This is a genomic window from Nocardia anocheti (assembly GCF_029675105.1).
Taxonomy (GTDB): domain Bacteria; phylum Actinomycetota; class Actinomycetes; order Mycobacteriales; family Mycobacteriaceae; genus Nocardia.
In genome coordinates this window covers 489,697-514,708 of record NZ_JAQQFV010000004.1, presented here as the reverse complement: position 1 = coordinate 514,708, position 25,012 = coordinate 489,697, and the positions used below count along the sequence as shown (strand labels likewise).

Below are 25,012 nucleotides of genomic sequence, written 5' to 3'. Positions count from 1 at the left end.
CGCACCGCAAGGTGATCTATCCCTCAGCGGCTCGTCGGTCGCCGTGACACCGGTCGACGCCAACGCGCGCAGTCGACCGGATCCTGCCTGTGAACTGGGGTTTCCAGTCGAAATCCGCAGTGTCGACCCGGCGTGCTCCGTGATCGCACAATTCACCGCAACTGCGGGTGAGGTCTCGGTGATCATTCGGCAATTGCGGAGACACTGCGGGGCAATAACCGAAAATGAGGATACTTTCATGGCTGGAGGTGGTGGGTTGACCGAGATCGTGCCCGGTGCTGTGGAGGTCGCACCGGCGGTGCCGTCGGCCGTCTATGTCTCGGTCCTGAGCCTGCCGCGCATCCTGCGTCGTGGCCTCGCGCCGCTGACCCCGGTGACCCGCGTGCTGGCCGACGCGGTCGGTGCCACGCTGGCCGCCCCGCTGGTCGCGACCACGGCCGAACCCGCGATGGACGCCGCCGCCCTGGACGGATACGCGGTCAGCGGTCCCGGACCGTGGTGGACCGTGCGCCCCGAACGCGTGCACCCCCGGATGGCCGCGCTCACCGACGGCGAGTCGGCCCGCATCGCGCACGGCACACCGACCCCGAGGGGCACGACCGCCGTCCTGCGCGCCGAGGACGTCATGTTCTCCCGGGTGTCGGGCCGCGTGGTGCTCATGCGCGCCCAGCACGCGCCGCTGCGTGACGACACCCGCGTGCGCGGCGAACAGTGGCACGCGGGCACCGTGCTCGCCGCGGCGGGCAGTCGGGTCGGACCCGCGGTGATCTCGGTGGGCTCGAGCGCCGAGATCGTCACCGCCACGGTGCGCGGTCCGGTGTCGGCGGACGTGCTGGTCACCGGCAACCGATTGACCACCGGCCCGCGCGAGGACGCGGTGACCCCGGTCGTCGCCAGTTTCCTGGCCGCCGGGGACATCCGCTGCCGCAAGGTCTGGCAGATCGCCGACGGGGAACTGCTGCGCGCCTGGTTCGCCATGCCCGCCGGGACCGAGCTGGTGATCGTGGTCGGCGCGCTCGACGAGATGCGGTGCCTGCTCACCGAGATCGGCGCCGACATCGTCGTCGACGGCGTGATGATCCGCCCCGGCGGTGAGCAGATGATCGCGCGCCTGCCCGACGGCCGCACCCTGATCGTGGTGCCCGCCAACCCGTTCGAGGCGATCACCGCGCTCATGGTCACCGGCCGCTGTGTGGTCGACGCGCTGACCGATCGGGCTCCCGGCAAGCTCCGTGGCAGGTTGGTCGACCGGTCCTCGCCGCCGGGACAGACCACCGACATCGTGCCGGTCACCCAGGTCGAGGGTGGGGTGTGGCGGGCCACTGGTGCGGTCGGCATCCCGCACCTGGCCCACCTGGTCACCGCCCAGGCGCTGGCGCTGCTCCCCCCGGGCAGCGCGCGCGGCACCCTGGCCGAGCTGATCCTGCTGCCGCGATGAGCGGCACCGAGACCGTGCGGACGGTCTGCTCCTACTGCGGGGTCGGCTGCGGCATCGCCCTCGAGGTCGACACCGGCGCCGACGGTGGCCGCACCGTGCGCAAGGCGCCGGGCGACAAGGCGCACCCGGCCAACGGCGGACGCCTGTGCACCAAGGGCGGCAGCCACGCCGACCTGCTGAAGGTGAGCGAGGGCAGGCTCGGCACCGCCCTGGTCCGCGCCGAACGCGGCACCGAACCGATCGCCACCGCCGTCGACAAGGCCATCGCCGATACCGCGTCCCGGCTGCGCGCCATCATCGACGAGCACGGCCCCGACGCCGTGTCGTTCTACGTCTCGGGCCAGATGACCCTGGAAGCGCAGTATCTGGCGAACAAGCTGGCCAAAGGATTCGTCGGCACCAATCAGATCGAATCGAACTCGCGCCTGTGCATGGCCAGCGCGGGCAGCGGCTACAAGCTCTCCCTCGGCGCCGACGGCCCGCCCGGCTCCTACGAGGACTTCGACCACGCCGACGTCTTCTTCGTCATCGGCGCGAACATGGCCGACTGCCACCCGATCCTGTTCCTGCGCATGATGGATCGGGTCAAGGCCGGGGCCAAGCTGATCGTGGTCGACCCGCGCCGCACCGCCACCGCCGAGAAGGCCGACCTCTACCTCCAGATCACCCCGGGCACCGACCTGGCCCTGCTCAACGGGCTGCTGCACCTGCTGGTGGAGGGCGGTCACGTCGACAGCGAGTTCGTCGCCGAGTTCACCGAGGGCTACGACGGCCTGCCCGAATTCCTCGCCGACTACGACCCGGCGACGGTAGCCGCGCTGACCGGCCTCGCCGTGGAGGACCTGCGCGCGGCCGCCGAACTGATCGGCACGGCGCGGGAGTGGATGAGCTGCTGGACGATGGGCCTCAACCAGTCCACCCACGGCACCTGGAACACCAACGCGCTGGTCAACCTGCATCTGGCCACCGGCGCGATCTGTCGTCCCGGCAGCGGCCCGTTCTCGCTCACCGGTCAGCCCAATGCCATGGGCGGGCGCGAGATGGGCTACATGGGCCCCGGTCTGCCCGGCCAGCGCGCGGTGCTCGCCGACGCCGACCGGGCCTTCGTGGAGGAGCGCTGGAACCTCGCGCCGGGCACGCTGCGCACCGAGGTCGGCACCGGCACCATCGACATGTTCTCGCGCATGGCCGAGGGACAGATCAAGGCGTGCTGGATCATCTGCACCAATCCCGTTGCCACCGTGGCCAATCGCAAGACCGTGCTGGCCGGGCTGGAGGCGGCCGAGTTGGTGATCACCCAGGACGTGTTCGCCGACACCGAGACCAACGCCTACGCCGATGTGATCCTGCCCGGCACCCTGTGGATCGAGCACGAGGGGGTGATGATCAACTCCGAACGCAATCTCACGCTGGTCCAGCAGGTCATCGACCCGCCCGGCGACGCCCTGCCGGACTGGCGGATCATCGCCCGGATCGCCTGCGCCATGGGCTATGCCGAGGCGTTCACCTACGACAGCGCCGAGCAGATCTTCGAGGAGATCAAAGGTTTCTGGAACCCGCGCACCGGCTACGACCTGCGCGGCGCCACCTACGAACGGCTGCGCGAAGGCCCGCTGCAATGGCCTGTCGCCCCGGACGGCCCCGCCCGCAACCCGATCCGCTACCGCAACGACGGCGTCAGCCAGGACCTGCGCACCCGCGAGGACGGCACCACCCCGCGCCTGTGGTTCCCGACCGCCTCCGGCCGCGCGGTGTTCTTCGCCCGCCCGCACCTGGAACCGGCCGAACTCCCCGACGACGACTACCCGTTCCTGCTCAATACCGGTCGCGTGCAACACCAATGGCACACCCTCACCAAGACCGGCCGGATCGCCAAACTCAACAAACTCAATCCCGGCCCGTTCGCCGAGATCCATCCCGAGGACGCGGCCCGCCTGTCGGTGGCCGAGGGGGACTGGCTCGAGATCGCCTCGCGGCGCGGCCGAGCCGTGCTGCCCGCGGTGGTCACCGACCGGGTGCGGGTGGGTGACGTGTTCGCGCCGTTCCACTGGAACGACCTGTTCGGCGAGTACAAGGCCGTCAACGCCGTCACCAACGACGCGATCGACCCGATCTCGCAGCAGCCGGAGTTCAAGGTGTGCGCGGTGCGGCTGAGCAAGGTGCCCGCGCCGATCGTCATCGAGCCGCAGGAGCCCCGCGCGACCGAGCCGCCGCCGTCGTCGCAGGCGAACGCTTTACCACCGGTCGAGGTCACCGGATCGGCGCCCGCGTCGCGACCGGCGGTTCCCGGCCTGGTCCACACCGCGGCCGACCTGCTCGGCATCGACGACCTGACCACGCCGGAACTCTCGGCCACCGAACAGGGCTATCTGGCCGGATTCCTGGCCGGTGTCGCCCGGCACGAGACGGCCGTGGTGCCGGTGCTGCCACCCGGCAATCCGCTGCACCCCGCCAAGGCGGCCTGGGTCGAGGGCATGCTCGCCGGTGTCTTCGGCGCCCATCACCAGCTCCCCGAACGCGCGGCCCCCGCCGTCACCGTGGCCACGGCCGCCAGCGAGCCGCCGGAATCCGCCGCGGCGCCCGCGGTCCGGCCCCTGTTCGTGCTGTGGGCCTCGCAGACGGGCAATGCCGAGGACTTCGTCACCGGCACGGTCGTCGCCGCGATCGGCGCGGGCGGCCGCGAACCGGTCGTCCGCGCCATGGACGACATCACCGTCGCCGACATCCCCGCCGCCGCCGACCTCGTGGTCGTATCGAGTACCTTCGGTGACGGTGACGCGCCCGACAACGGCGCCGCCTTCTGGAACTCGCTGACCACCGCACGTGAATCCGCCCTGACCGGAAGACGTTTCGCGGTCCTGGCCTTCGGTGACTCGAACTACGACGCCTTCTGCGGTCACGGCCGCCGCCTCGACGAGCGCCTGGCCGAACTCGGTGCGCGGCGGATGATTCCTCGGGTCGACTGTGAACCGGACTTCGAGGAGGCGGCCGGGAGCTGGCTCACCGCACTGCTGGCCGCGCTGACCGCCGAACATCCCGATCCGGGCACCGGGACCGAGGACGCCGCCGCCCCTGACTCGACAGTCGAGCAGCCAGCCCCGACCATGTCCACCGCCACATCGGGGAACCGAACCGACTCCGCCGCAGCGGGATGCGCGACCACGGCGGTGCGCGCCGAGACCCCCACCGGACGACTCGTCGGCAACCGGCTGCTGAGTCTGCCCGGCGCGCAGAAGGAAGTCCGCCAGTTCACCTACGACCTGTCCGGCTCCGAGCTCACCTACGAGGTCGGTGACGCGCTCGGGGTGCGTCCGGCCAACGATCTGGGCCTGGTGTGGGAATTCCTCGCCGTCACCGGCATGGACCCGGCCACCACTGTGGAGGTGCCCAAGGCGGGCGCCATGCCGCTGTCGATCGCGCTCGAGGCCTACCTCGACCTGACCAGGACCACCACCGAGCTGCTGCGTTTCGTCGCCGAGCACACCGGTGACCGCACCGTCAAAACCCTGCTGCGTCCGGACAACAAGGGCGAACTCGCCAAGTGGCTGTGGGGTCGTCAGCCCGCCGACATCGCCGCCGAATTCGCGCTCACCGCCGAGCCGAGGGAATGGGTCGGGCTGTTCAAACGACTCCAGCCCCGGCTGTACTCGATCTCGTCCAGTCCGCTGGTCGACCCGACGCGGGTGTGCACCACCGTCTCGGTGATCCGCTACGAGAGCGTCACCGGACGCGCGCGCGGCGGCCTGTGCTCGTCGTATCTGGCCGACGCCGAACTCGAACAGCCGCTGGTCCTGCACGTGCAGCCCGCCCCGCACTTCCGGCCACCCGACGACCCGACCGTCGCGGCGATCATGATCGGGCCCGGCACCGGCGTGGCCCCGTTCGTCGGCTTCCTCGAACACCGCCGCGCGCGTGGCGATCAGGCCGCCAACTGGCTGTTCTTCGGCGAACAGCACGAGGCCACCGACTTCTACTACCGCGACGAACTCGAGCAGCTCCAGCGCGACGGCGTGCTGTCCCGGCTGGACGTGGCGTTCTCCCGCGACCAGCGCGCGAAGATCTACGTCCAGGACCGCATGCGCGAACACGGTGCGCAACTGTGGAAGTGGCTCGAGGACGGCGCCCACTTCTACGTCTGCGGCGACGCCTCGCGCATGGCCAAGGACGTCGACGCCGCATTGCGCGAGATTGTCGCCCACCACGGCGACATGGCCGAGGACGATGCCGACGCCTACGTCAAGAAGCTGTCCACCGACAAGCGCTACGTGCGCGACGTCTACTGAAACGCGCGCGGCCCGTGCCCTCCCCGCCGAGGGCACGGGCCGCGCGTGGGCCCTACGCCGCCTCGACCACCTCGCGCTTGGGCGCGGTCTTGTAGTGGGTCAGGTAGATCATCAGGCCGGTGAAGAACAGCCCGCCGACGATATTGCCGAGCACCGTCGGGATCTCGTTCCAGAGCAGGTAGTCACCCCAGGTGAAGTCCGCGCCCAGCAGGATGCCGACCGGGAACAGGAACATGTTGACCACCGAGTGCTCGAAGCCCATGGCGAAGAACAGCATGATCGGCAACCACATCACCGCGATCTTGCCCAGCACGTCCTTGGCCAAGAACGCGCCGACCACCCCGGTCGAGACCATCCAGTTGCACAGCACGCCGCGCACGAACACCGTGATCCAGCCCGCCACACCGTGATCGGCGTAGCCGAGGGTCCGGTCCGAACCGATGTGCGACAGCTTCTGCCCGTAGGCCGCGAAAGCGTTGGCCGCGTCGGTGATCGGGGTGTCGAAGCAGTAGGTCACATAGATCGCGGTCAGCAGCGCGACGGTGAAGGCCCCGGCGAAATTGCCGAGGAACACCAGCCCCCAGTTGCGCGCGATGCCGCGCAGCGTGACACCGGGCCGCTTGGCCAGATACGCCAGCGGGGTGAGCACGAAGACACCGGTCAGCAGGTCGTAACCGAGCAGATACAGCAGACAGAAGCCCACCGGGAACAGCAGCGCGCCGATGATCGGCTGGCCGGTGTCCACGGTCATCTTCACCGCGAACGCGGCGGCCAGGGTCAGCAGCGCTCCGGCCATGTACGCGCGGATCACGGTGTCCCTGGTCGACATGAAGATCTTCGACTCACCCGCGTCGATCAGCGCGCGCGCCAGCTCCGACGGTTTCACATAGGTCAACGGTGCCTCCTACGACAGCGGTCACCGTCGCGGTGACCGCTGAACAACGTAGAGAGCGGGTGTTTCGCCGGTGCGAACGGAAAAGTGTGCCCGGTTAAGGACTGCTCGCAGACCGGCGTCCGGCGGCGGTGAGGTGCGCGCGGCTCACTTGCCGAAGCGACGCTGCCGTCCGGCGTAGGAGCGCAGCGCGCGCAGGAAATCGATGCGCCGGAAGGCGGGCCAGTAGCAGTCCAGCCACTGCATCTCCGCGTACGCCGACTGCCACAGCAGGAATCCGGACAGGCGCTGTTCGCCCGAGGTGCGGATGATGAAGTCGGTGTTCTCGCCCGCGGGGGAGTAGAGGTGGCGGGAGATGTCGTCGACGTCGAACTTGTCGATCAGGTCCAGCGGGTCGCCGCCCGCCCCGATGTGCTGGCGGAAGGCACGTTTGACCGCGTCCACGATCTCGCGCCTGCCGCCGTAGCCGACCGCCACGTCGACCTTGGTGCCGCCGCGCCCGGTCGTCTCGGCGGCGGCCTCCTTGAGCACGCGCGCGGTGTCACCGGGGAGCAGATCCAGCGAACCGATGACCTGCACCTCCCACGGGCGACCCACCGCGGAGATGTCGCGCACGGTCGCCTCGATGATCTCGATCAGCGGCTCGAGCTGCTCGGCCGGACGGCCGAGATTGTCGTCGGAGAGCATGAACAGCGTCACGTGCGCGATATCGGCGGCCGTGCACCACTCCAGGAACTCCACGACCTTGGCGCCACCGGCCTTGTAGCCCTCGCGCACGTCGTCGTGCCCGGCCTCGCGCGCCCAGCGCCGATTGCCGTCGAGCATGATCCCGATGTGCTGGGGTCGCGGCAGCCCGACCAGGGTCGTGGCCAGGCGACGCTCGTAGACCGTCTCCATCGGCTGACGCAAGAACAAGGGCAGAAGCTTCATTCAACTCTTCTTAATGTCGCGGTTTTCCTGACAGCACCTCGAATCGGGGCAGTATAACGAGGTTCGGGTCAGGCGAAGAGTCGGGCGTCCGCCCCGCCGGTTCAGGGCAGGACGTTGGGGATGAGCTGCGGCGCCTGCTGCGCCAGCGCGGTGCCGATCATCGCCCCGGCGTAATACCCGGCGTAGGTCCCCGCGACGCCACCGACGATGCCTCCGGTGACCGCGCCGACCGGCACGGCCAGACCGCCGGTCGGGACAGCCAGGGGAGTGGCCAGCGCGGTGCCGCCGAGGACGCCGAGGGTGGCGCCGGTGAGGCCGCCGATGACCTGTCCGGCGGTGGAGCCGAGGTAGGTGGCGTTCTCGATCGGGGAGGCGATCGGGGCGGCCGCGGCGATGGGGGTGGCGTGCGGGGTGGTCGGGTCAGCCTGCGGGGGCGTCTCCGGCTGGGGAGTGGTGTCCGGTTGGGGCGTGGTGGGTTCGGGTTGAGTTGGTGTCGGTGTGGTTTCTGGTTGGGGTGTGGGTTCGGATGTGATGTCCGGCTGGGTCAGGGTGGGTGGGAATGTGAACGCGATATCCGGTTGCGGTGCGGTCACCTCGGCTTCGGCCTCGGCTTCTGGCGCGGTCGCAGCCTCGGGCGCGGCCTCGGCTCGGGGCGCGGTCGGTGCGGCCTCGGGCTGAGTGTCGGCCGCGAGGTCGCGCGTCACGGCGATCAGCTGGGTGAAACGGTATTCCGTCGCGGCGTCCACGGGGACCGGCGTGGTGGACGGATGCTGCGCGGTGACCACGGGCGCGTCGGTGGGGACCCGCGACGGCTCGGCGAGCTGCTGGGATTCCGGCGCCGCCGGAAGATCCGGGAGATCGGCGCCGTCGGTGACCGTCTGGACCTGCGCGGCCTGCGCTGCCTCCGGCCCCATGCCGAACGCGATGGCCGCGGGCAGCGCCACGGCCGCGGGCAGCCCCCGCAGCGCCTTGCGCTGCTTGCTCACCGCGCGGTGTCGTCCAGCCATGTCCCAGTCCTTCCGAAGTCCGGTCTGTCGCCCGGCTAATCGCCGCGCGCTCGCCCGGCGCTACCGGGTGTGACTCGTTTCGCCCGCGCGCCGCCCGGCTATGACACCGCGCCACCGTTCCATTCGTCCAAGCCCCGACATCACCCCCGCTCCTAGCGTTGATCCATGACGACCACCACCACCGGCACCGCCCTGCTGAAAGTCCTCGACGACTGGCAGGCCGCGATCGTCGCCAACGACGCCGACGCCATCGCCACCTTCATGACCGACGACTGGATCATCGTCTCCGAAACCGGCATCACCCCCGCCGCCCGCTTCCTCGACCTGGTCCGTTCCGGCGCCCTCACCCACTCCGCGATGCAACGCTTCGGCGAACCCCACATCCGCCACCACGGCGACACGGCCCTGCTGACCACCCGCGTCACCAACACCGCCCACTTCCAAGGCCGACGCTTCGACGCCGACGAATGGACCACCGACGTCTTCCTCCGCACCGACAACCACTGGCGCTGCGCCCTCACCCACATCACCACCCGCAAGCCGGACTGAACAGCTACGCCCGAAGCTCTGCGTGACCGGCGGAACACGTTGCGAGCACGAGGAATTGGGCGCCGCAGAGTAGGCTCGGACTGCTCGTCCCCGCACTCCGCGAGCCGAGCGGCACGGGGGTGTGTGATGGTCATGTCGGGGCGGAAGCTCAGCGAACAACCAGTGGACTGCACGGAACCGATCGCGCAGACCCGCTTCGACGGTTGGCCCGTCTTCGCGACGATCACAGCCCTGCTGGGGGTGATGACCCTGGCGGTCCTGGCCAGCGCCGGCTGGGACACCGACGGCTACCGGCTGCTCATCCGCTCAACCGCCAGAACCTCCCTGGCCCTGTTCCTGTCCGCCTTCCTGGCCCTTGCGTTGCACACGCTCCGACCCTCCGAACCGACACGCTGGCTGGTGCGAAACCGTCGCTACCTGGGCTTGTCCTTCGCCATGTCACACGGCATCCACCTCGCCGCGATCATCGCCCTCGCCACCACCGACTCGCCCACCTTCTGGACCCTGGCCTCCGCCCTGTCGATCATCGTCGGCGGCCTCGGCTACCTCGCCATCGTGTTCCTCGTCGCGACATCGTTCGACCGGGTCACATCCTGGTTCCGCACGGACCGCTGGCACTCCGTCGTCGGCGCCGGAACCTGGCTCATCTGGTTCCTCTTCGTCTACATCAACGCCGGCCGCATCTCCGGAAACCTCTGGTACACAATCCCTGTCGCGACCCTGATCGCCGCCCTCGTGGTGCGTGTCGCCGGACGGCGATCATCCGGCGACAAGCCCGGTGTAACCGTGTGAACGATCGCCGATCGGAAATCTAGCAGCGCTAGACATGACGGTGAACGAGTGTTACCGTTGCTTCAGATTCTAGCGACGCTAGAATTCGGAGAAGGGAAACCGAAATGCTCATCATCACCGGCCAGATCGTCGCCGTCGCCGCTGTTCTCGCCAATGCCGTCGTCTACGGCACCGATGTCTGTGGGGCCGTGATCACCCGGTCCGTCTACCGCAAGCTCGATGACGCGACCGTCACCCTGAGTGCGGGGTGGGGGCACTACTACGGCGACAAGCGGATGCCGGTGGTCGGTGCGGGCGGCGTGGTCGCCGCGGTGCTCACCGTGGTGATCGCGCTGGCGGCCGGGCAGATCGGTGCCGCGGTGGCGGCGGGGATCGCGGTGGCGGCGCTGCTCGCCTGGCTCGCCTTCTATGTGCGCGTGGCCAAGCCGATCAACACCCGTCAGACAGCCGCCGCCCAGAGCGGCATCATTCCGCCGGATGCCCGTGCGCTGCAGGACAAGTGGGACAGCATCCTGAAATACCGCGTCGCCCTCCAGTTCATCGCCCTCGCCGGACTCTGCGCCGCGCTCATCCTCTTCTGACCCCGACCCCACATCCCTCCGAGGAGTACCCGACATGACCTTCACCGCCAATGAGCAGCAGTTCCTCGCCGAGGCCGGAATCGGCCGGCTGGCCACGGTGTCACCCGACGGGATCGTGCAGAACAACCCGACCAACTACCGGGTGAACGCCGACGGCACCGTCGACATCGGCGGCATGCGGATGCGCGCCAGCCTGAAGTTCCGCAATGTCGAAGCGGGCAGTCGCGTCTCGTTCGTCATCGACCAGCAGGTCTCCCTGGACCCCTACGTGATTCGCGGCATCGAGATCCGCGGCACCGCCGAAACCCTCGACGACGAAGAGCCCCCGTTCCCGCCGCAGGAACGCACGATCATCCGCATCCACCCCGAACGCATCATCTCCTGGGGCGTCGACGGCGGATCCTTCGACTTCATCGGCCGCGACGCGGGGTAACCGCGCGAATCGCCCCCATCGGAGCATCACGACCGAGGGTGCCGCGTGCAGCAGGAAGCGGCTGTCGGCACCGCCGGCCGTCAGAACTCGGCGCCGCGATCGCCGAATCGGCGGCGGAGCTTTTGATGTGTCCGCCCGGCGCCACGTCGGTGCGGTGTCGCCGCGCTCCGCAGGACTCCCGATGCGCGACACATATGGTCGCTGGTTGGTTGCCAATGGCAGTTTCGGTCTCTGTTCGATGTCAGGTCGACCAATCGTCCATGTCTGTGACTTACCGTCTTCTTACCGGTTTCGGATGCGCTGATCAGCACGGATGCGGAAGGGGTCGGAAGTGGACGAAGTGGGATCGTTTCATTCGCCAGGGAGATGCCAGCATGCCGTCCGGGTGCGGTCACAGCGGCCTCTGGGTGTGGTGGAGCTGGTGACCGGAGCGATGTTGCTCACCGCGGCCGGTGCCGGGATGCTCGGCCCGTTGATCGCCGCGATCCTGATCCACCGCAGTGGCGCCACCGAGGACGGCACCGCCGTCGGAGCTTCGCTGACGCTGGCGATCCTCGCCGTGGCGGTGACCCTCGCTGTCGCCGCGGCACTGTTCGTCGTCGCGTGGCAGCGCCGTCGCGTGACGCCGAGCCCCGCGGACGCCGAGCTGTCGCCGCATGTATCCGCGGAGGAAGTCGCTGTCTCGCCGAGGAGTCCTCGTTCTGCCCTGCTGACGCGGGTGGGATACCCGGCGGGTGTGGCGAGGCCGGCCGTCGTGCGGGTATGGCGATGACCGATTTCCGGCGCAGGCGACCAGGGCCGGCCCGGGTCGCGACGGCAGCGGGTTTGTCGGTGCCTCTCGGTAGTCTGCCCGCGACGAGAGGACGTGCGGGCGAGCATGGGGGCCAAAGAGAATTGGATCGCGGTGCGGGGGAGGTCCGCCGAGGTGGTCTTCGCGGAGATGGGACTGCGGCCCACCGGGGAACGCTCGGAGTTTCCGGATGTCGGAACCTGCGCGGCGGCAATGCTGCCGGGCGGGTGGTTGCTCATCGCGCAGGGACACGACAGTCAGGAACTCTTGGCGGCAACCGATCTCCCGCAGCTCTCGCGCGGGTGTGACCTGGTCACGTGTTCGCTGCTCGAGAATGTCGCGTGGAGCAAAGCCACCGGATGGTCGGACGGCCGCCAGACCTGGTCGATCACCTACGATCCCGAATCGACGGGCGCGATGGCCGAGGGCGAGGGCGACCTTCCCCCGGGCTTCCCGGCGATCTGCGAACGACGGTGGCCGACCGATTTCGCCGCCGACACAGCGATCCCCGGAGTGCGCGCGTGCGTGGTCGCAGACCGACCGTTCCACGACTACGGCCGGATACTGGTCGACGGTGGTCTCGAACTAGTTGCTCCGGAAGTCGGACAGGTACTGGCCACTATGCCTGCCGAAGTGTGGGGCGGCTCCCCGGCGCCCGACGCACTTCAGGGCCGTCTCGACACCGTGCGCCTGGCGCTTTTCGACACCGCCACATGGGCCGATGGTGGCGGCTTCGAGCCGGCCGCCTTCGTCGCCACAGCAACCGGCGACGCGGCCGCGGAATGGCTACGCACAGGAGCGGACCCGGCCCGACTCGCCGCCCGAGCGCGTCACCGAGGCACCGCAGATCTCTTACGCGCGGTCGTCGTGCTGGACCTGCTGAACGGCCGCACCGAGCACGCGCGCGTCGATGCGCTGGTACCGATGGCGCGGCTTGCTCCGTTTCTCCGACACCCGCGTCCAGCTCAAAACCTTCGACCGCGCCCTACGACAACGCTTCCCCGACTACGCCACCCGCCGGTGAGCCGTCGCCGAGGAACCGGCCCCGTCATTCGGGATCGGGTGCCCAGCCGAGCTGGCAGAGACGCTCCATCGCGGCATCGAGCACGCCACGGCCCGGCGAACCCTCTCGCCCCAAACCGACCACATGCCGCATCCCGCTCGCGATCCACCGACCGGACCAGCCTGCCGCGCAAGCGGTTCCCACGGCACCGGAATTGCTGGGGCTATAACGAGAATCAGCTGCCCGGCAGGCCGGTTCGGCGGATCGCCGCCAGGGGATACGGGGTCTGTCTGCTCTCGAAGCGGAACTCGCGGTAGTAGTCGGTCATCACCGCGGCGATCGGGGCGTGGCGGAGGAGGATCGCGGCGATCGGCGCCGGAATCCCCTGCGGCGGTTCCCCGCTGGCGCAGGCGCGCACGAACGCGACGCGCTCGTCGCGCCCGTACCCGTACAGCGCGGTGGCGAGCCACTGGACTAGGTGGGTGCGGGTGTAGGCGTGGTCGTAGGACCGGTGTGCCGTGAAGAAGCCGGACTCCTGCTTCGACAGGGCGAACCGGGAGGAGATCGCGAGTCCGTAATCGGTGAAGAACAGCCGCTCACCATCGGTGAGAATGTTCTGGAAGTGGGCGTCGAAATGCAGCAACCCGCGGGCGTTCATGAACGAGACTCCGGCCTGGAGCTCCCTTTCCACCATCGTGCACGCCCGCACGGCCGTCTCTTCACCGGCCTTCACCCGGGTGTCCAGCCAGTCGTGCAGGTTCTGCGGGATGTACTCGAGGAACAGGGCGATGCACGCCGAGGAGTCCCGCATCGCCTCGAGCCGGTGACGCACCTCTGAGCCGCCGCCCCAGTAGGCGACGACGTCGTCCACGTCGGCCAGTTCCTCGGGCAGCGTCGGCCCGGCATGCGGCAACACCCGCCAGTGATACATCAGGGGAAAGCCCGCATGATCCTGCGCGAGCGCCCAATTCGTCGTCATGGTGTGCACAGCCAGTTCGCGCCACGCTCCCCAACCCGGGCTGCCGGGAACTCCGAGACCGAAGTGCACAAAGTCTGGTAGATCGAAGAGATTCGCGGTGGACCCGATGTTGTCCGGCTGCCGCTCCAGATCGGTCAGCGGCAACCGCTTGACGAAGACGGGGGTTCGGTCGACCTCCAGCAGTTCCGAAGTCCCGCCGATACCGGAACCCAACGGCGTGGCGGTCTCGAGCAGGTCGCCCAGCTCGCGGTCACCGCACCGCGCCAGCGCGGACGAGACGGCACGGTAGGTAGTCGAGCGCGCATGAGGTGACGTGCCGAAGCCCGGAGCCGCCGCGGTCAACTGTGCTCGTCCCACTCCAGGCCCAGGCGAAATGCTTGGAGATCCGCGGTGGTGGGTGACATCCAAGCGCGGAAACGCAATTGACGACCCGGATGGGTGACGCCACCGGCGCGCACCGCTGCCTTGGTGTCGGCGGCGATCTCGAGCCCGGAGTTCCGGGCGTGGGGATACATCCGGGCGCGTAGTTCGCCGTCCTCCCGGATCTCCAGACGGTGTGCGGCGTAGGCGCAGAACCAGCCCTGCACGAGCCAGTCCGGGCGATCGGGGATGGTCAGCTGCCAAATGACATACGTCGCATGGGGATACAGCAGGGGGAGGTCCCAGTTCAAGGAGTCGAACAGGGCATCGAGATCCGACTCGAACCGGGCGAGGTCGGCCGTCGTCGGCTCCTTGGCGCCGATGACTCCGACGTCGTAGCGGCGCGACTCGTCCGGCCATGCCAGCCAGCGGCAGTACGGCTCCCACGTTCCGTGCCAGGACGCCGCGTGGTCGGCTTCATCACGGGCCGCCGTCGGCTCGATGGTCACCTGCACCGAGCTCGGGTCGAACCTGCGATACAGGACGACGGTTCGCCCGTCGCGGCGCCAGATGGCCCTGGCCTCCGGGCCACCCACCAGGTCCGGGGCGCCGAGTAGCTCGACGCAAGCGCTGAGAGCGCCGATGAACATCGAATCCCGCTGCTCGTGCGGACAGGTGAAAGTCAGTTCCAGACTACGGAACTCACCGAATCCGAACTCCTCGTCGGCGCTGTCTGCCTTGATGGCGGTGAGTCGCGCATCGGCGGCCTCCGCCAGGAGATCTCCGGAATCCGTGACGGTGGGCGACCCGACGACGGTCATCGGCTTTTCCATGTCGGTTCGCGACCAACGACCGAAGTCCGCTCGGAGCAGAGTGGGAAGGATGTCGGCGAGTGATCCGAGGTCGACGGGTCGGCCCCAGTTGTCCGCCCACCACGCGGCGAGCTCCCGCTCCGCCGACTCGCGTTCTGCCCCAACCGGATTCACTGGATCGCCCACGGGCTGCAGCCTACCGGTCCCGATCAGACGACTTTCCGTCTCGACCGAGTTCGGTCGGCCTTCGGCTCGGCCGGGTCGATACGTGTTGCCGTACAACACATTTGCGCGCAGGCATCGTGCTGCTTCACCGAGGGGCCGGTGTATTGGGCCAGGCCCTCCGCGGCTGATAATCTCCGGTCGGCCCGCGATCGGCGGGAGTGTGTGTGAGGGGGATGCCCGATGCGGGCTGTGTACTGGCTGCTGGTCGGTGTGGCGATCGCGATCGGCGGTCTCGTGAACGGATTCGACAAACTGACCGAGACCACCGTGTCGTGCGGCTACGAGCAGATGAGCCGCGGCGACCGCTGCCAGGAGATCGGCTCCTCGGTGCAGGTGCGCAGCTACGCCGAGCAGCGATCGGTCAATCAGAACGAAGGTCTGGTCTCGCTGGTCGTCGGCTTCGTCGCGGCGGTGGGATGCCTGATCTTCCTGGCCATCGTGATCAGCCAGTACCTCGAGTCCCGTCGCAGGACCTGACGCGATCCGCTCGGCGAGGGACACCTCATCCGCGAGACAACCGTGGACGTGCCCCTACATGCGGTGGGAAGCTCGAAGGAGTGGATCCCTAGACCCGAGGGAGCGTGCGACATGGTGGAGCGGACGAACGGGGCGCGGCGACCGGAGAGCATCCGGAATGTGGCGCTGGTCGGCAGCAGCGGTGCGGGGAAGACGACGCTGGTGGAGGCGCTGGCGTTGGCGACCGGGACGGTGAACCGGGCCGGCCGGGTGGAGGACGGGACGTCGCTGTCGGATTACGACGAGGTCGAGCGGCGGCAGCACCGGTCCGTGCAGGTGTCGGTGGTGCCGGTGCTGTGGGGCGGGGTGAAGATCAATCTGATCGATACGCCGGGATGCCCGGATTTCGTCGGCGAACTGCGGGCCGGATTGCGGGCGGCGGACGCGGCGCTGTTCCTGGTGTCGGCCGCCGACGGCGTCGAGGGCGTGGCGGGGGCGACGCGGGAACTGTGGGCCGAGTGCGCGCGGGTGGGGATGCCGCGGGCGATCGTGATGACACACCTGGACACGGCCAGGGCGGAGTACGCGGACCTGGTCCAGACCTGTCAGGCGCTGCTGACCGACTCGGCGGGCGACACCGTGCTGCCCCTGCACCTGCCGGTCTACGGGCCGAAGAGCGCCGACGGGCACCGACCCGCGATCGGACTGCTGGAACTGCTCGAGCGCCGGGTCGCCGACTATCGCGGCGGCACGCGGGAGCGCACCGAACCGTCCGCCGAACAGCTCACTGAAATCGACCCGGCCCGCGACCGGCTGATCGAGGCGATCATCGCCGAGAGCGAAGACGAAACGCTGATGGACCGGTACCTCGACGGCGAGTCCGTCGAACTCGCCACCCTGGTCGGCGACCTGGAACGCGCCGTGGCGCGCGGCAGCTTCCACCCGGTGCTGTTCGCGGCCCCGGCGACCGAGGACGCGGAACAGGGACTCGGCACACTCGAACTCCTCGAACTGATCACCGGCGGGTTCCCGACCCCGATCGAACACCCGCTCTCGGCCGTATCGGGCGGCAACGGCGCCCCGCCCACCGCGCTGCGCTGCGATCCGGACGGCGAACTCGCCGCGGAGGTCATCCGAACCTCGTCCGACCAGTACGTGGGACGGATCTCGCTGGTGCGGGTCTTCTCCGGCACCCTGCACAGCGAGGACACCGTCCACGTCCGCGGACCCGGGCACGACGCCGACGACCGGGTCGGCGGAATCAGCGCGCCGTCGGGCAAACAGCAGCGGACCCTGGGCGAGGCCGTCGCCGGCGATATCGCGTTCGTGAGCAAACTCGGCCACGCGGAGACCGGCGACACGCTCTCGGGCACGGGGCAGACCCTGCTGATCGAACCGTGGCAACTGCCGGAACCGCTCCTGCCCGTGGCGATCCGGGCGCAGGGCAAGGCCGACGAGGACAAGCTCTCACAGAGCCTGACCCGGCTCGTCGCCGAGGACCCGACACTGCGGCTGGAGAACAACGAGCACACCCACCAGCTGGTGCTGTGGTGTCTGGGGGAGGCGCACCGGGACGTCGCGCTGGAGCGGTTGCGCGGGCGGTTCGGGGTGCGCGTGGACGTGGAACCGTTCCGGGTGGCGTTGCGCGAGACCCTGTCCGCGGCCGCCGAGGGCAACGGCAGGCTGGTGAAACAGTCCGGCGGGCACGGGCAGTACGCGGTGTGCCGGATCCGGGTGGAACCGCTGCCGCAGGGGACGGGCTTCGAGTTCGTCGACCGGGTGGTCGGTGGTGTGGTGCCGCGCCAGTTCATCGGATCGGTCGAGAAAGGCGCGAGGGCGCAGGCCGCGCGCGGGGTCACGACCGGCTGTCCGCTGGTGGATGTGCGGGTGACCCTGGTCGAGGGCAAGGCGCACTCGGTGGACTCCTCCGATGCCGCCTTCCAGACCGCGGGTGCCCTGGCCCTGCGCGACGCGGCCGAGGCGGCGGGCACCCGACTGCTCGAACCGGTCGCCGCGGTGCGCGTCACCGTGCCCGACGACCACCTGGGCGCCGTCCTCGGCGACCTGTCCACCCGCCGCGGCCGCATCCTGGGCACCGAACCGGCCGACACCGGCCGCACCCACATTCGCGCCGAGGTCCCCGAACTCGAACTGAGCGGGTATGTCATCGACCTGCGGTCCCTCACCCACGGATCGGGATCGTTCACCCGCGGCTACCTGCGACACGAGCCGATGCCGGCCGCCGCCGCGGAACGGGCGCGCCGGCAAGGTGCCGAGGCGCCCGTCTGACCAACCTCGCCGATCACGCGGCAGGGTGAATCAGCCCAGGTCCGGGTGGCCGACCCACTCGACGATCGTCCAGCCCTTCTGCGGGCTTCCTCGGAGCACGACGCGGCCGTCGTTGCGCATCGGGTCGGTGCCGAGTTTGTTCTTGTCGGCGTTGCCCGCGTTCATCATCGACCAGAACATGATGGTGCCGCCGTGCGAGAAGATCACCGGGTTGGCGCAGCCTCGGCGCTGGACATCGAGCAGTGCCTGGTCGACGCGGCCGTCGAACTCGTTGCCGTCGATGGAGCCCGGAATCCGGGCGTTCAGGTCACCGGAGAGCCACTCGACGGGCGCCTGCAGGTACCCGGACAGCGCGTCGGCCTCCGGGGTGCCCTCGTACTCGCCCGCCTCGATCTCGCGGAAACCCGGCTGAATGCCGAGGTTCAGGCCCTGCTCGGCGACGGTCGGTGCCGCGGTCTGTTCGGTACGCACCATGGTGGACGCGAAGGCGCAGTCGTAGTCCTTGTCGGCCAGCTGAACGGCCAGATTGCCTGCCTGTGTCCGGCCGCGAGCGGTCAGATCCGGCCCGGGCACCTTGGTGTCGATCAAGCCGGAGGTGTTGCCGAGGGACTCGGCATGGCGCACCAGGGTGATGACCATGTCACCGCTGCCGCCGGAACTGCCGAAATCGATATCGGCGGACGCTACGCCGGTGGCGGCGGTAGTGGCCGCGACAGCCAGCACCGCAAGGGACAATCGAAGACAACGGATTCGCATGGGTGGGAGTGAAGCGGGTACTCCCCGAATCGAATACCGCACTTCCCGGTCATCGGGATCTTTCGCGCACGGGACCACGGAGATGCCGGCGTGCTCCGTGCGGCCCGAAGCCGACGTTCGCCGACCGGCTCTGCCTGACCGACCGCTTACGGATCGGCTTCTCCGGGTTCGGACGCCCAGCCAAGCCGGTACAGGCGATGCATCCCGGCGTCCAGCACGGCACGACCCAGCGAATCCTCCCGCCACCACACCGACCAGTTGATGTCGATAGAGAGCGAGATGGTCGCGTAGTGGCAGTAGCCGAATGAAGTGCCGGAAACGCCGCTGTCCCGTTGGACGAGGACCGAGATCGGTGTCCAGAATCCGAGGCCGGGGCTGCCGACCCATGCTCCCCCGGATCGTCGCCGCACGGGAATGCGCAGGTCGCGGCACTTGTTGTCGACGTCGTCGACGATGAACTCGTCACCGGTCGGCACCAAGGAGTCGGGCAGCCGGGCGAGAGTGTCGTAGATGTGGATTTCGCTCCAACCCGGCCATCGGTGTGTAGACCGCTCGTGCGGTTCCGTGAGGAGATCGTCGACCATCCGCATCATGGTCTGCTCGTCGATGGTCGCGACATCGAAGACAACCGGGTTCACGTAGGCGGGCTGCGGTTCCCTGTCCGGCGTGTTCAGGTACCAGTAGTCGCCTTCGTCTGGCGTGCTGGTCAGCCATGCTCCGTCGACATCCCTGGTCATGCACCGCAGCACCCCGAACTCCAGTGGAAGGAACAGATCGCGCGACAAGGCCAGGATCGCCGTCACCGCGTGCCGCGCCGCGATCCGCTCGCGGTCGACCGGAGAGGTGGGTGAGTCGCGCGGCCACTCGAGTTCGAGGAACACCCGAGCCGGTCCGAAGCCCGCCTTGTAGATGTCATGTCCGGAGTTCGCTGGCTGCACAGCGGCCAGACTGCCGCCGCCGGGCTACGAACGCAATCGAGATCCGGTCAGTGCCGGAGACCTCGTGCGCTGAACCAGGGCGTTGTTGAGTTGCTCGCCGAGTGGTGTCAAGGAGTACTCGACGCGGGGCGGCACTTCGTCGTACACCTCGCGATGGACGATGCCGTCGGCCTCCAGTTCACGCAGACGGCGCACGTCATGTCAGCGATGTTCGACCTGCTGCGCCGAAGGAAACGCGGAGCCGGCCGATGGGGTCCAGCGTGTTCTCAGGCGAACGCCGCGTGACTTCGACTCCTATGCGGCGGCCGCTGCAGCAGCAGGCGCGTGGGCATAAGGGGTGCCCGGCGTCGAGCAGATCCAGCGTTGCCGAGATCAAGTCCCCATCGGGGGTGTGCCGAGTGATCGCCGTCGGTCGGGCGGTCGTGCCGCGGAGTCCGCCACTTCCACAATTCTTGATTGATCGATTAAAATTCTGAGCATGCAATCAATGCGTGCGGAGCCCAGCTTCATCGAGTTGGCGCGCCGACGCCAGCTGGTGGATGCCGCGATCGAGGCAATCGCGGAGGTAGGACTGGCGAAGGCATCGAACGCCGCGATAGCGGCGCGCGCGCAGGTGAGCCCGGGCCTGATCAACTATCACTTCGGGTCTCGACAGGGGCTGATCGATCAGATGCGCGCGACGATCCAGCAGCGAGTCGACGAGGCGATGCAGCCCGTCGAGGTGGATGAAAGCTATGTCGCGGCGCTGGAGGAAATGCTGCGGAGGTTCGCCACCTACTGCCTCGACAACTTGCCGGCCATGCTCGTGCTGACGCAGTTCACCCGCCACGACGAGGCAGGTGGGGCGACCGAGGACGCCGAGCGGGGCAAGGGCATGGCGGAATTGTGCTCGTTCATCACCGAAGGACAAGACCGCGGCCAGTTCCGGCCGGCAGACGCCCGGCTCGTCGCCTCGGTACTGATGAACGCGATGACGGACCTGCCACGGGAGATTCGCGATCGCGGCGATGCCGACCGCGCGGTGTTCGAACGCGACTGGCCGTCGCTATTCGTCGGCGGTGTCGCCGGGACAGGAAGGGGGAACGATCATGGTGGCAGGTAGTGCCCGGTCCACGGGTCAGCGCTCTCCCGCGTCAGCGGCGACGGCATCGCCGGTCGCGGTGCTGTTCGTGCTGTCACCGCTGATCGGCGAAATCATCGGGGCGGCATTTCGATTCAGCTATCTCGCCCAACCGCTGCGAGCCGTCGCGATCCTGTACTACTACGGTGCGGGCGTACTGCTGATCCGGGAAGTAGTGCAACGCCGGGGCCTCAACGGGTGGGGGCTGCTGTTGCTCGCCCTCGCCTTCGCAGTCCTCGAGGAAGGGCTCGGGCTGCAGACGATCTTCAATCCGCGAGGCATGGACGGCGAGACCGTCTACGGTCGCGCCTTCGAAGTGAACTGGCTGTGGGCGGTCGTTGTCACCGGATACCACGCGGTGTGGAGCATCGTCATACCGATCGTGCTGACGCACCTGATCTTTCCGGCCCAGCGACACACCGCCTGGCTGTCGCGGTCGATGCTGAACGTCTTCGCGGGTGTGTTCGTCCTCGGATTCGCCGTGTTCGTGTTCATCTCGCTGGTCCGGTCCGATTTCCGCCTGTCCGCCGCGCAGATCATCGGCGGTGCCGCGGTGGCGATCCTACTGGTGTGGTCGGCCGGAAGGTGCCGACGACCGTGGGCCACCACCTCGACGAAGCGGTGCCCTGGACCCGCGACCGTCGGCTGGGCCGGATTCGGTGCGGGACTGGCGTGGCTGATGCTGTATCTGGTCGCCTTCATCGGCACCCCGGCACCGTTCGTGGTGTGGACGCTGGCCACACTGCTATTCGCCGCGGCACTCGCCGCGATCCTGCGCCGCTGGGTGGCGCGACCGGGCTGGAGCCGACGGCATCAACTCAACGGCTGCCTCGGCGCTGTGCTGGCCTTGTGGCTGTTCGGCCTGTTCCTCGTCGCCAACGGTGGACGGACCGACGACATCGTTTTCCACTTCATCGTTCTCACCACCGTGATCGTCGGCTACCTGCGGCTGCGCAGGCGAACCTGACCCCCAAGTCACACTGCCTAGCGCAGTACGACAATCGGACCCGAGAGTCGAGATTTCAGCCGCGGTAATCGAGTAGCTCAAGTAGTGGGCGCGGTCCTGCTCGTCGAAGTCACGCAGCGCACCGGCGAGCTTGAACCCGAGGTTGTCCGCATCTGGATCCTCGTTCGCTTTCATCGGCACGAGCATGCACTCGAGTCAGTGCAGTACTCGAAAGCCAGGAATCTGTGCGCGAGAGGGGACTTGAGCCGTCAGTGCGGCAGATCTACCGATTCGGTGTGTTCGATCGCGTCGAACGGTAGACGATGTCGATCGAGAGGATCAAGCGCTGGTATGAAATCCGACGACGGCTCAATACCCGTGACAGTTCACCGCACCGAGTAGGCCGCGCTTGATCGTGTCGCAACACCGAGACGGGACTCGGCACGATGATGCTGGGCGACCACGATCACCGCACTGCGGTGGCCAGGCGATCAAAGGAGACAAGACCGCCTGACCGACAGATCGGTCAGGCGGCGACGCGAAGCGCAAGGGTCGGTAGCGACGGCCTTCTACGCCGTCTCCCGGGTCGGTTCCCCGGTGTGCGTGACAGATCAGTAGGTGTAGTGCTTCCACAGCACCTGGCCGTTGTACACGCCGCCCTGGCACACCCCGCGAGAACCCTTCGGGATGTAAGTCGTCTGAACGACGATGTGTCCTCCGCCCTTCACACAGAGCATGCTGTTGGAGTCCGCCTGGGCTGGACTTGCGGAGATGGTCAGGACGGCGGCGGCGCCGATGGTGACGGCAACGGCAAGCTTGGTGTATCGCATGGGATTCCCCCGTGTCGGATCCGTGATCGCTCTTCTTCGGCGCGCAAGCCTTGCAGCCTGGCGGCGAAGAGCGAAATGAGCAGTGCAACATATCAGTTCGCGGGTTGGTACACCATATCGAACCTGGAAATGACCTTGAACCCGCTTGATCTCCACTCCGCACGGTCCGCACGCACTGGTCGACCCGTGTGAACAGCAGAAGATCGGTGGGCGCATTAGTTGAGCCTGGTGGGCGCGATTTGGAGTATGGTGTTGTCGGCGCGAGGTGTTCACCGATCCAGGCGCGCACGCACCACCGCACCAGCGCGAACGCCGACGGTCAGAATACCGCGCTCGGGCAGCGCTGAATCTCCGGCCAACCCCGTGCTGAAGACGAGTACGAGCTGCATGGACGGTACGTCCGACGAGTACTGGACACGCCGATGATCGCTAGTCCCGTTCAACAGCAACAGAATCCGCAGACAGCACCGAACAGTACTCCGCCAATCGACAGCACTGCCTCGGTCGGGGCCTTCAGTCAACGGTCGCTTTCCGGACACCGTCCGCAAGGAGCGCGGCGCCGCTCAGCGACAAGCGCAGTCTGCGGCCATTGAGAACGGATGCGCTGCCTCTGGCCGCAGACACCCCGCAGGCCATAACTGCGATCACCCAACAGAGCACACCCGACGACGAGTACGGCGCCAGCGGCGGCGCGCCCAGCCATGGTCACTGTGGCGCCGTCGTGGCCCTTCTTCCGGGGCAGGACGACTGCCCCCAGCTCGCAGATGACTGCCCACGCTGTGAGTAGGCAGATGACCAGGACGACGACAGACGCTGGCAGGTTCATGCCGCCACCCGCCTCGTTGAACGCGCCGCCGACACCCAGGGCGCCCTGATCGAGACCGAGCACCGCCGCCGCACCCACTATCGAGCGGCGTCCGGTCATGTTAGGCGTGGATCTTTCGATTCGAACGGTTAGCGTAGGCCTTCCAACGCTCGGCCGCAGGTACCGATCGGGATAGACCGTGCTGCTTCAAGTCCTTCCCCTGCCCGGACCGTCCAACCGCCGCCACGGGCTCGTGAGCAGACCAATCGAATACCGTTGCCAGGTGGGTAAAAGATTGGCAAGGACGGCGCTGCTGGTCGCCTTCATGGCGTGCGGTGTCGCTGGGTGCGCAGACAAACCGACGGTTACGGCAGGTGGTGAGATGTCGTGCACCGATTTTCTCGCTGCGAGTTCGGATGAGCGCAGCAAAGTGCTCAAAGACTTGCTCACGGAATCGGAGCAGTCGCCGGCCGCCACGAGCCCGACGGTGAACAGCGTCCTCCAGTTCTGCTACACAGTCGGCAACCGCGAGGGCAGCAAGATCCGCGACTTGATCGCGTTCGAGGCAGTGTGGTCACCCGATGTGCTGGACGAGGCAGCGGTGGAGCAAGGGGTGAGCGGCATCCTCACGGATTCGTACGGTATGCAGGGTGTTTCAAACGTCGAGTGCCCGGCCAACGTACGTGTCGAATCGGGTCGGACGTTCATGTGCTCGGTCGTTATCAGCGACAAGCAGCGGTCAGTGCCGGTCAAGATCACCGACAGTGAAGGGACCTACGAGGTGGGCAGGCCAGAGTAGCTGGTTACAGCGTCGCCTCGGAGATGAACGCCTCGATCCCGCAGAATGGAACCGCTGCGCGGCCGGGTCGGCACCGGCGCGCCGAGGCGACGTAGCCCTATCAGTGTCGGCGTGAATTGCGCATCCGGTGGCCTGTGTGGGTCTGGCGGTGCCAGCACCGATGCTGGCCAAACCCGGACCGCCCCGCGGCCGCCCGCAGGCTGGGCCATTAACTGAACTAGCGCCGTAGTTATTGGAGGTCAGCGCAATTCTCTGATAGCTTCTGCCGCCATGCGCGATGGCGAGCGGCCCAGAGACCTCGAAGTGTTGGTGCTGCCTGCGGTCGGCCGGTTGGAGCGGACGGAATCGGTGTGAGAGCCGTACCGCCTACTGGGTGCGGATGGTGAAGTGGTGCCTTCTGCCGCGCGATTCTTCGCGGAGTTACAGGCGTCGGATCGCTCGGTGTCGACGATCCGTTCCAATGGGTTAGATCTGTTGCGGTGGTGGCGTTTCCTGACCGTGCTGGGGGTGGAATGGGACCGCGCGATGCCAGCCGATGGGCGCGATTTTGCGCGGTGGATGAAGATCGCCGACAAGCCGGTACGCCCACATTGGCGGCATCGCGGTGCTGAAGCGGCGGAGGCTGGCCGGGGCGAGAAGGCTACGGAGATGACAGCGTTGGCTGTCCTGATTCCGGTCACCGGCAAGCCTGCCCAGGGCGTGAAATTGGGACTGCTGCACGATCGGGTGACAGCGGTTACACAATTCGAAGAGCCGGTGTGGCCATGATGGCCTCGTACTCGATCGGGGTCAATTTGCCGAGTCTGACTTGACGCCGACGTCGGTGGTAGGTCCGTTCGATCCAGGTGACGATCGGGATCCGAAGCTCCTCACGAGTCGCCCAGGACCGCTGGTCGAGGATGTTGCGCTGCAGCAGCACTGCGACCGCTGTTCGTCCCCAACAGTCCCACCGGTGTCGACCTCGAGCGGATCTCCTGGGTCACGATCTTCGGAGTGGTT

At 67.9% G+C, this 25,012-nt stretch carries 21 protein-coding genes and 2 pseudogenes; 13 read left to right on the top strand and 10 right to left on the bottom strand.

Annotation, left to right across the window (positions count from 1 at the left end; genetic code table 11):
* Positions 1 to 238 precede the first annotated feature (238 nt).
* Together QC180_RS13430 and QC180_RS13425 are read left to right on the top strand one after the other, a co-directional pair.
* Positions 239 to 1,438 carry a MoeA family protein gene (locus tag QC180_RS13430; protein ID WP_278263021.1) on the top strand — a complete coding sequence of 400 codons (1,200 nt, stop codon included), beginning with the start codon at positions 239 to 241 and terminating at the stop codon, positions 1,436 to 1,438.
* Complete coding sequence (locus QC180_RS13425; protein ID WP_278263020.1) at positions 1,435 to 5,721, top strand: bifunctional nitrate reductase/sulfite reductase flavoprotein subunit alpha; 4,287 nt, start codon at positions 1,435 to 1,437, stop codon at positions 5,719 to 5,721. Before QC180_RS13430 ends, QC180_RS13425 begins: the two co-directional genes overlap by 4 nt.
* A gap of 52 nt (positions 5,722 to 5,773) precedes the next feature.
* Here QC180_RS13425 and QC180_RS13420 read toward each other — a convergent pair whose 3' ends face one another.
* The 3 genes from QC180_RS13420 to QC180_RS13410 form a co-directional block, all read right to left on the bottom strand.
* A complete protein-coding gene (locus QC180_RS13420; RefSeq protein ID WP_278263019.1) occupies positions 5,774 to 6,616 on the bottom strand; it encodes a formate/nitrite transporter family protein in 843 nt (280 codons plus the stop codon).
* 144 nt (positions 6,617 to 6,760) lie between these two features.
* A complete protein-coding gene (locus QC180_RS13415) occupies positions 6,761 to 7,543 on the bottom strand; it encodes an isoprenyl transferase (protein WP_278263018.1) in 783 nt (260 codons plus the stop codon).
* 101 nt (positions 7,544 to 7,644) lie between these two features.
* A complete protein-coding gene (locus QC180_RS13410; protein WP_278263017.1) occupies positions 7,645 to 8,550 on the bottom strand; it encodes a hypothetical protein in 906 nt (301 codons plus the stop codon).
* A 165-nt stretch (positions 8,551 to 8,715) separates the two neighbouring features.
* On the opposite strand from QC180_RS13410, the gene QC180_RS13405 reads away from it, so the two are divergent.
* From QC180_RS13405 to QC180_RS13385, 5 genes are all read left to right on the top strand, one after another.
* Entirely contained in the window at positions 8,716 to 9,099 is a 384-nt protein-coding gene (locus QC180_RS13405) for a nuclear transport factor 2 family protein (protein WP_278263016.1), read from the top strand.
* A gap of 243 nt (positions 9,100 to 9,342) precedes the next feature.
* Positions 9,343 to 9,891 (top strand): hypothetical protein, encoded by a 549-nt coding sequence (locus QC180_RS13400; RefSeq protein WP_278263015.1) that lies wholly within the window; start codon positions 9,343 to 9,345, stop codon positions 9,889 to 9,891.
* Between the two features lie 104 nt (positions 9,892 to 9,995).
* Positions 9,996 to 10,472, top strand: a complete 477-nt coding sequence (locus QC180_RS13395; protein ID WP_278263014.1) for a DUF1772 domain-containing protein — start codon at positions 9,996 to 9,998, stop codon at positions 10,470 to 10,472.
* Positions 10,473 to 10,506: 34 nt separating this feature from the next.
* Positions 10,507 to 10,905 carry a PPOX class F420-dependent oxidoreductase gene (locus QC180_RS13390; protein WP_278263013.1) on the top strand — a complete coding sequence of 133 codons (399 nt, stop codon included), beginning with the start codon at positions 10,507 to 10,509 and terminating at the stop codon, positions 10,903 to 10,905.
* Positions 10,906 to 11,326: 421 nt separating this feature from the next.
* A complete protein-coding gene (locus tag QC180_RS13385) occupies positions 11,327 to 11,677 on the top strand; it encodes a hypothetical protein (RefSeq protein ID WP_278263012.1) in 351 nt (116 codons plus the stop codon).
* Between the two features lie 1,256 nt (positions 11,678 to 12,933).
* Here QC180_RS13385 and QC180_RS13380 read toward each other — a convergent pair.
* Both QC180_RS13380 and QC180_RS13375 read right to left on the bottom strand, forming a co-directional pair.
* Complete coding sequence (locus QC180_RS13380; protein WP_278263011.1) at positions 12,934 to 14,019, bottom strand: protein kinase family protein; 1,086 nt, start codon at positions 14,017 to 14,019, stop codon at positions 12,934 to 12,936.
* The gene (locus QC180_RS13375; protein ID WP_278263010.1) at positions 14,016 to 14,858 is read right to left on the bottom strand and encodes a hypothetical protein; all 843 of its coding nucleotides are present in this window, start codon (positions 14,856 to 14,858) and stop codon (positions 14,016 to 14,018) included. The genes QC180_RS13380 and QC180_RS13375 overlap by 4 nt, the downstream gene beginning before the upstream one ends.
* Before the next feature lie 396 nt (positions 14,859 to 15,254).
* Between QC180_RS13375 and QC180_RS13370 the strand changes: the two genes are divergently transcribed.
* Both QC180_RS13370 and QC180_RS13365 read left to right on the top strand, forming a co-directional pair.
* Positions 15,255 to 15,551: a hypothetical protein gene (locus QC180_RS13370; protein ID WP_278263009.1), complete on the top strand. Its 297-nt coding sequence runs from the start codon at positions 15,255 to 15,257 to the stop codon at positions 15,549 to 15,551.
* A 111-nt stretch (positions 15,552 to 15,662) separates the two neighbouring features.
* Positions 15,663 to 17,819: an elongation factor G-like protein EF-G2 gene (locus tag QC180_RS13365; RefSeq protein ID WP_278263008.1), complete on the top strand. Its 2,157-nt coding sequence runs from the start codon at positions 15,663 to 15,665 to the stop codon at positions 17,817 to 17,819.
* 30 nt (positions 17,820 to 17,849) lie between these two features.
* Here QC180_RS13365 and QC180_RS13360 read toward each other — a convergent pair whose 3' ends face one another.
* From QC180_RS13360 to QC180_RS13350, 3 genes and pseudogenes are all read right to left on the bottom strand, one after another.
* The gene (locus tag QC180_RS13360; RefSeq protein WP_474646434.1) at positions 17,850 to 18,575 is read right to left on the bottom strand and encodes a histidine phosphatase family protein; all 726 of its coding nucleotides are present in this window, start codon (positions 18,573 to 18,575) and stop codon (positions 17,850 to 17,852) included.
* Positions 18,576 to 18,721: 146 nt separating this feature from the next.
* The gene (locus QC180_RS13355; RefSeq protein WP_278263006.1) at positions 18,722 to 19,513 is read right to left on the bottom strand and encodes a hypothetical protein; all 792 of its coding nucleotides are present in this window, start codon (positions 19,511 to 19,513) and stop codon (positions 18,722 to 18,724) included.
* A gap of 24 nt (positions 19,514 to 19,537) precedes the next feature.
* Positions 19,538 to 19,699, bottom strand: a pseudogene (locus tag QC180_RS13350) (winged helix-turn-helix transcriptional regulator); the annotation flags it as partial.
* A 292-nt stretch (positions 19,700 to 19,991) separates the two neighbouring features.
* On the opposite strand from QC180_RS13350, the gene QC180_RS13345 reads away from it, so the two are divergent.
* Positions 19,992 to 20,615, top strand: a complete 624-nt coding sequence (locus QC180_RS13345; RefSeq protein ID WP_278263005.1) for a TetR/AcrR family transcriptional regulator — start codon at positions 19,992 to 19,994, stop codon at positions 20,613 to 20,615.
* Entirely contained in the window at positions 20,602 to 21,600 is a 999-nt protein-coding gene (locus tag QC180_RS13340; protein WP_278263004.1) for a hypothetical protein, read from the top strand. The genes QC180_RS13345 and QC180_RS13340 overlap by 14 nt, the downstream gene beginning before the upstream one ends.
* A 590-nt stretch (positions 21,601 to 22,190) precedes the next feature.
* Here QC180_RS13340 and QC180_RS13335 read toward each other — a convergent pair.
* Positions 22,191 to 22,409 carry a hypothetical protein gene (locus tag QC180_RS13335; protein WP_278263003.1) on the bottom strand — a complete coding sequence of 73 codons (219 nt, stop codon included), beginning with the start codon at positions 22,407 to 22,409 and terminating at the stop codon, positions 22,191 to 22,193.
* Positions 22,410 to 23,497: 1,088 nt separating this feature from the next.
* On the opposite strand from QC180_RS13335, the gene QC180_RS13330 reads away from it, so the two are divergent.
* On the top strand, positions 23,498 to 24,013 hold the full coding sequence (locus QC180_RS13330) for a DUF4333 domain-containing protein (RefSeq protein ID WP_278263002.1): 516 nt from the start codon (positions 23,498 to 23,500) through the stop codon (positions 24,011 to 24,013).
* 390 nt (positions 24,014 to 24,403) lie between these two features.
* Positions 24,404 to 24,781: a hypothetical protein gene (locus tag QC180_RS13325; protein WP_278263001.1), complete on the top strand. Its 378-nt coding sequence runs from the start codon at positions 24,404 to 24,406 to the stop codon at positions 24,779 to 24,781.
* Here the strand turns inward: QC180_RS13325 and QC180_RS13320 are convergent.
* Positions 24,750 to 24,929, bottom strand: a pseudogene (locus QC180_RS13320) (hypothetical protein); the annotation flags it as partial. The gene QC180_RS13325 and the pseudogene QC180_RS13320 overlap by 32 nt on opposite strands.
* Positions 24,930 to 25,012: the final 83 nt, after the last annotated feature.

Bases quoted from the DNA above. Each gene is read 5' to 3' on its own strand.
- QC180_RS13430 (WP_278263021.1), top strand. From the start codon at position 239: ATGGCTGGAGGTGGTGGGTTGACCGAGATCGTGCCCGGTGCTGTGGAG.
- QC180_RS13370 (WP_278263009.1), top strand. From the start codon at position 15,255: ATGCGGGCTGTGTACTGGCTGCTGGTCGGTGTGGCGATCGCGATCGGC.
- QC180_RS13395 (WP_278263014.1), top strand. From the start codon at position 9,996: ATGCTCATCATCACCGGCCAGATCGTCGCCGTCGCCGCTGTTCTCGCC.
- QC180_RS13405 (WP_278263016.1), top strand. From the start codon at position 8,716: ATGACGACCACCACCACCGGCACCGCCCTGCTGAAAGTCCTCGACGAC.
- QC180_RS13340 (WP_278263004.1), top strand. From the start codon at position 20,602: ATGGTGGCAGGTAGTGCCCGGTCCACGGGTCAGCGCTCTCCCGCGTCA.
- QC180_RS13335 (WP_278263003.1), bottom strand. From the start codon at position 22,409: ATGCGATACACCAAGCTTGCCGTTGCCGTCACCATCGGCGCCGCCGCC.
- QC180_RS13400 (WP_278263015.1), top strand. From the start codon at position 9,343: ATGACCCTGGCGGTCCTGGCCAGCGCCGGCTGGGACACCGACGGCTAC.
- QC180_RS13365 (WP_278263008.1), top strand. From the start codon at position 15,663: ATGGTGGAGCGGACGAACGGGGCGCGGCGACCGGAGAGCATCCGGAAT.
- QC180_RS13345 (WP_278263005.1), top strand. From the start codon at position 19,992: ATGCAATCAATGCGTGCGGAGCCCAGCTTCATCGAGTTGGCGCGCCGA.
- QC180_RS13415 (WP_278263018.1), bottom strand. From the start codon at position 7,543: ATGAAGCTTCTGCCCTTGTTCTTGCGTCAGCCGATGGAGACGGTCTAC.
- QC180_RS13360 (WP_474646434.1), bottom strand. From the start codon at position 18,575: ATGCGAATCCGTTGTCTTCGATTGTCCCTTGCGGTGCTGGCTGTCGCG.
- QC180_RS13390 (WP_278263013.1), top strand. From the start codon at position 10,507: ATGACCTTCACCGCCAATGAGCAGCAGTTCCTCGCCGAGGCCGGAATC.
- QC180_RS13425 (WP_278263020.1), top strand. From the start codon at position 1,435: ATGAGCGGCACCGAGACCGTGCGGACGGTCTGCTCCTACTGCGGGGTC.
- QC180_RS13410 (WP_278263017.1), bottom strand. From the start codon at position 8,550: ATGGCTGGACGACACCGCGCGGTGAGCAAGCAGCGCAAGGCGCTGCGG.
- QC180_RS13375 (WP_278263010.1), bottom strand. From the start codon at position 14,858: ATGACCGTCGTCGGGTCGCCCACCGTCACGGATTCCGGAGATCTCCTG.